A 4,941-nucleotide genomic window follows, 5' to 3' on the forward strand; every position below is an offset into this window, starting at 1 on the left:
GCGCCCACCGGCCCGGGCCGCCCCGCGTCTACGCATCGACGGGCTTGCGGGCCAGCAGATGCGCCTGAGGCGTCTTCTCGTCCGGCTCCGCCTCCCGCACCATGGTCGCCCGCAGCTCGAAGCCCACCTCCCGCAACTGCTCCGTCACCAGATCCGGCCGCATCCGGCGGAAGGCGAGCGACACACTGTGACCGAAGGCCTCCGTGTAGCGCGAGACGTCCTCCCCGACCTGGAACGCCAGCGCCAGATGCCCGCCGGGCGCCAGCAGCCGGTAGAACTCGGCGAGCACGCCCGGCACCTCGGCGGGCGGTATGTGGATCAGCGAATACCAGGCGACGACGCCGCGCAGCGACCCGTCGGCGAAGCCGCCGAGGTCCGTCATCGAGCCTTCGTCGAACCGCAGTCCGGGAAACGTGCGCCGGGCGAGCGCGACCATGGAGGGCGACAGGTCGACGCCCCTGATGTCCGTCCCCAGCCGGTCGAGGTACGCCGTCACCCGCCCCGGTCCGGACCCGAACTCCACGACGGGGCCGCCCCCGTCCCTCGCCACGGTCCCGGCGAAGGCGGTCAGCATGGCCAGGGTGAGGGGCTTGCCCTCCGGCTCGCCCTTGAACGTCTCCGCGTAGTCGGCGGCGATCGCGTTGTACGAGTCGCGGGTGTCCCGCAGGAACGAAGGTTCTTCGTGTGGCGTCGTCATGCGGCATCGAACCACGGCTCGGCGGCGGCCCGGTGCGCGACCCGGCCGACGAGGCCGGATTGCGACGTGCGGCCGAACTCCGCGCGCAGCGCGCCGAGATCGGCGGGAATCGCGTGATCGGTATCCATGCCGGCCATGGATACCAGACACGTCCGACAACGACGGCCGCTCGGCGCTCGGCGGCGTACGTGACGAAGGCGCCCCGGCGGCGGTCCGGTCCGGGACCGTCCGCCGCCAAGGGGTCGTCAGCGCTGCGACAGCGGTGCCGGGGCCTCCTGGACGCACCAGCTGTTGCCGTCCGGGTCCTTGAAGAACATGAACGAGTTCCACTCCTCGCCCGTGCCCTCCTCCCAGCCCGTCGCGCCCACGTGCTGGATCGACGTCACCGGCACCCCGCGTGACATCAGCTCGGAGTGGGCCTTCGCGATGTCCGTGACGCACAACTGGAGGCCGTGGAGCGTGCCGGGGGTCATCGTGGGCTGGTCGGGATGCGGGGGCATGCCGCTCAGCAGGGCGATGGAGCAGCGCGACCCCGGCGGGGTCAGCTGGATGATCCGCATGCCGGGGGCGACCTCGGAATCGAGGTCGACCTTGAAGCCGCAGGCCTCTGCGTAGAAGGTCTTCGAGCGGTCCAGGTCCGAGACCGGGACGGGGACGACTTCCAGGGTCATTTCCACGGGTGGAATCCTTTCAACGGGCCACATCGGTGGTGAATCGCCAGCGGTCTGTCCGAACAAGGCGCCCTTCGCCGGGCCGAAGGCCCCGCGGGGCGCAACCCCGGAATACCAGTGCTTCGCCCGCTCCGTGCGCGAACACGCCGTCGCCGGTCGGAACGCCCGGTCCGGGCCGTACCTTTCCACATGGAGCGCCGCCGGCGCGCCCGATGCCGGGCTTCCGGTCACCCGGACCCCCTCGCGCCCGGACCGTGCCCGGTGTCGCCTGCTCGTCGGACCGGTGGCGCCGATGCCCGACCGCCGCCCCGGCGGACCGGCCGGGACGCGGGAACCGCGTGGTCCGCCGGGCCCCCGGCGCGCCCCTGCGGCTACGCTCGAGCGCACACGGCGGCACGGCAGGACGGAGACCGGGATGACGGTTCCGGGGCGCAGGAGCAGCACTTTCACCCGGCTGCTGAGGCACGGCTTCACCGACCCCTCTGCGGCCGCACGCCTCCTCGAGCTCCCCGACATGGCGTCGGTACGCAGCGACTCCATGCTCCTCGACGCCCTCGGCGCCACCGCCGATCCCGATCTGGCGCTGCGCTCCCTCGTCCGCCTCGCCGAAGCGCACGAACCGGACGAGCGGCGCCGGTTCCTCGACCACCTGATCACCGCGAAGCCGCTGCGTGACCGGCTGCTCGGCGTCCTCGGGGCGTCCGAGGCGCTCGGCGACCACCTGGCCCGCCACCCCCGCGACTGGCACGCCCTCGCCACCTACGAGTCCGCCGATCTGCATCCCGGAGTCGCCGACTTCGAACGCGGACTCGCCGACGCCACCGACCCCGTGTCCCTGCGCGTCTCCTACCGCCGCTGCCTGCTGGCCATAGCCGCCCGCGACGTGTGCGGCACCACCGACGTGGCGGAGGCCGCCGCCGAACTCGCCGACCTCGCCACCGCCACCCTGCGCGCCGCCCTCGGCATCGCCCGCGCCGCCGCGCCCGAGGACGCGGCGGCCTGCCGGCTCGCCGTCATCGCCATGGGCAAGTGCGGCGGCCACGAGCTCAACTACGTCTCCGACGTCGACGTCATCTTCGTCGCCGAGCCCACCAACGGCACGGAAGAGGCCAAGGCGCTCCAGGCCGCGACCCGGCTCGCCTCCCACCTCATGCGGATCTGCTCGGAGACCACCGTCGAAGGCACCATCTGGCCCGTCGACGCCAACCTGCGGCCCGAGGGACGTAACGGCCCCCTGGTCCGCACCCTCTCCAGCCACGTCGCCTACTACCAGCGCTGGGCGAAGACCTGGGAGTTCCAGGCGCTCCTCAAGGCCCGGGCGGTCGCCGGCGACCCGGCGCTGGGCGAGGCGTACACAGAAGCCGTCGCCCCGCTGGTCTGGCAGGCGGCCGAACGCGAGAACTTCGTCGCCGACGTCCAGAAGATGCGCCGCCGCGTCGTCGACAACATCCCCGCCGCCGAGATCGAGCGCGAACTCAAACTCGGCCCGGGCGGCCTGCGCGACGTCGAGTTCGCCGTACAGCTCCTGCAACTCGTCCACGGCCGCAGCGACGCCACCCTGCACAGCGGCACCACGCTCGAAGCCCTCCAGGCCCTCGCCGCCGGCGGCTACGTCGGCCGGGCCGACGCCGCCCAGCTCGACGAGGCGTACCGCTTCCTGCGCGCCATGGAACACCGCATCCAGCTCCACAAGCTGCGGCGCACCCACCTCGTGCCCGAGCAGGAGGCCGACCTGCGGCGCCTCGCCCGCTCCCTCGGCCTGCGCACCGACCCCGTGACCACCCTCAACCGCGAGTGGAAACGCCACGCGTCCGTCGTACGCCGGCTGCACGAGAAGATCTTCTACCGGCCGCTGCTCGACGCCGTCGCCCAGCTCACCCCCGGCGAGACCCGCCTCAGCCCCAAGGCCGCCGGCCAGCGCCTCGAAGCCCTCGGATACGCCGACCCCGCCGCCGCGATGCGCCACCTCGAGGCCCTCGCCTCCGGAGTGAGCCGCAAGGCCGCCATCCAGCGCACCCTGCTGCCCGTGCTGCTCGGCTGGTTCGCCGACTCCGCCGACCCGGACGCCGGGCTGCTCGGCTTCCGCAAGGTGTCCGACGCGCTGGGCAAGACCCCCTGGTACCTGCGGCTGCTCCGCGACGAGGGCGCCGCCGCGGAGAACCTCGCCCGCGTCCTGTCAGCCGGCCGCCTCGCGCCCGACCTGCTGCTGCGCGCACCGGAGGCCGTCGCCATCCTCGGCGACCCCGAAGGTCTGCGGCCACGCGGCCGGGACCACCTCGAACAGGAGATCCTCGCCGCCGTCGGCCGCGCCGACACCGCGGAGGCGGCGGTCACCGCGGCCCGTGGCGTGCGCCGCCGCGAACTGTTCCGCACCGCCGCGGCCGACATCATCGGCTCCTACGGCACCGAGGAGAACCCAGCGGAGGCCGACGCCGGCACGCTCGTCGACCAGGTCGGCGACGCGATCACCGAACTGACCGCCGCCACCGTCGCGGGCGCCCTGCGCGCCGCCGTAGGCGGAACGTGGGGCGACACCCTGCCCACCCGTTTCGCCGTCATCGGAGTCGGCCGCTTCGGCGGCCACGAGCTCGGCTACGGCTCCGACGCGGATGTGCTCTTCGTCCACCAGCCCCGCGACGGCGTCGACGAACAGGAAGCCGCCCGGGCCGCCAACAGCGTCGTCTCCGAGATGCGCCGGCTGCTGCAACTGCCGACAGCGGACCCGCCGCTGCTGATCGACGCCGACCTGCGGCCCGAGGGCAAGAGCGGCCCCCTCGTACGCACGCTCGGCTCCTACGGGGCCTACTACCGCCGCTGGTCCCTCGTCTGGGAGAGCCAGGCCCTGCTGCGGGCCCGGCCCATGGCCGGCGACACCGAGCTCGCCGAGGCGTTCATCGAACTCGTCGACCCGCTGCGCTACCCCCGCCAAGGACTCGACGACGAAGCGGTCCGCGAGATCCGCCGGCTCAAGGCGCGCATGGAGTCCGAACGCCTGCCGAGGGGCGCCGATCCGACCCTGCACACCAAGCTCGGCAGGGGTGGTCTGAGCGACGTCGAATGGACGGTCCAGCTGCTGCAGATGCGGCACGGCCGGGAGGTGCCGGGCCTGCGCACCACCCGCACCCGCGAGGCCCTGCGGGCGGCCTGCGACGCCGGCCTCGTCTCCGCGGACGACGCCCGCACCCTGGACGAGGCCTGGGTCCTCGCGACCCGCGTCCGCAACGGCGTCATGCTCGTCCGCGGCCGCGCGGGCGACACGTTCCCGTCCGACGCGCGCGAGCTGGCGGCGGTGGGGCGGTACCTGGGGTACGGGCCGGGGCACGTGGGAGACATGCTGGACGACTACCGGCGGGTGACGCGGAGGGCGCGGGGCGTGATGGAGGCGGCCTTCTACGGGGCGTAGCCCTGGGGCGGGCGGCGGGTGCGGGGCCGCTGCGCGCGGCTGTTTCCCCACCCCGCCCCTTCCCGAACCGGGGCAGGCCCCGGACCCCGTGCCGCCCTGCGGGGGCCTGCCGCGCGCTTCGCGCGGTGCCCTCAAGCGCCGGGCGGGCTGGATTTCGCTCCGCGAAATCC

Annotated in this window: 4 protein-coding genes; 1 reads left to right on the forward strand and 3 read right to left on the reverse strand. The window is 73.8% G+C overall.

Annotated elements, in window-relative coordinates:
- Positions 1-28: 28 nt before the first annotated feature.
- From ACWGH4_RS31225 to ACWGH4_RS31235, 3 genes are all read right to left on the reverse strand, one after another.
- Complete coding sequence (locus ACWGH4_RS31225; RefSeq protein ID WP_453466805.1) at positions 29-697, reverse strand: class I SAM-dependent DNA methyltransferase; 669 nt, start codon at positions 695-697, stop codon at positions 29-31.
- On the reverse strand, positions 694-825 hold the full coding sequence (locus tag ACWGH4_RS31230) for a hypothetical protein (protein ID WP_453466807.1): 132 nt from the start codon (positions 823-825) through the stop codon (positions 694-696). Before ACWGH4_RS31230 ends, ACWGH4_RS31225 begins: the two co-directional genes overlap by 4 nt.
- A 117-nt stretch (positions 826-942) precedes the next feature.
- Positions 943-1,374 (reverse strand): VOC family protein, encoded by a 432-nt coding sequence (locus tag ACWGH4_RS31235; RefSeq protein WP_453466809.1) that lies wholly within the window; start codon positions 1,372-1,374, stop codon positions 943-945.
- Between the two features lie 409 nt (positions 1,375-1,783).
- On the opposite strand from ACWGH4_RS31235, the gene ACWGH4_RS31240 reads away from it, so the two are divergent.
- Positions 1,784-4,771, forward strand: a complete 2,988-nt coding sequence (locus ACWGH4_RS31240) for a bifunctional [glutamine synthetase] adenylyltransferase/[glutamine synthetase]-adenylyl-L-tyrosine phosphorylase (RefSeq protein ID WP_453466811.1) — start codon at positions 1,784-1,786, stop codon at positions 4,769-4,771.
- Positions 4,772-4,941: the final 170 nt, after the last annotated feature.

The organism is Streptomyces sp. NPDC054847 (genome assembly GCF_053610925.1).

Excerpts from the sequence above, each read along its gene's own strand:
- ACWGH4_RS31225 (WP_453466805.1), bottom strand. The coding sequence starts at position 697 with ATGACGACGCCACACGAAGAACCTTCGTTCCTGCGGGACACCCGCGAC.
- ACWGH4_RS31230 (WP_453466807.1), bottom strand. The coding sequence starts at position 825 with ATGGATACCGATCACGCGATTCCCGCCGATCTCGGCGCGCTGCGCGCG.
- ACWGH4_RS31240 (WP_453466811.1), top strand. The coding sequence starts at position 1,784 with ATGACGGTTCCGGGGCGCAGGAGCAGCACTTTCACCCGGCTGCTGAGG.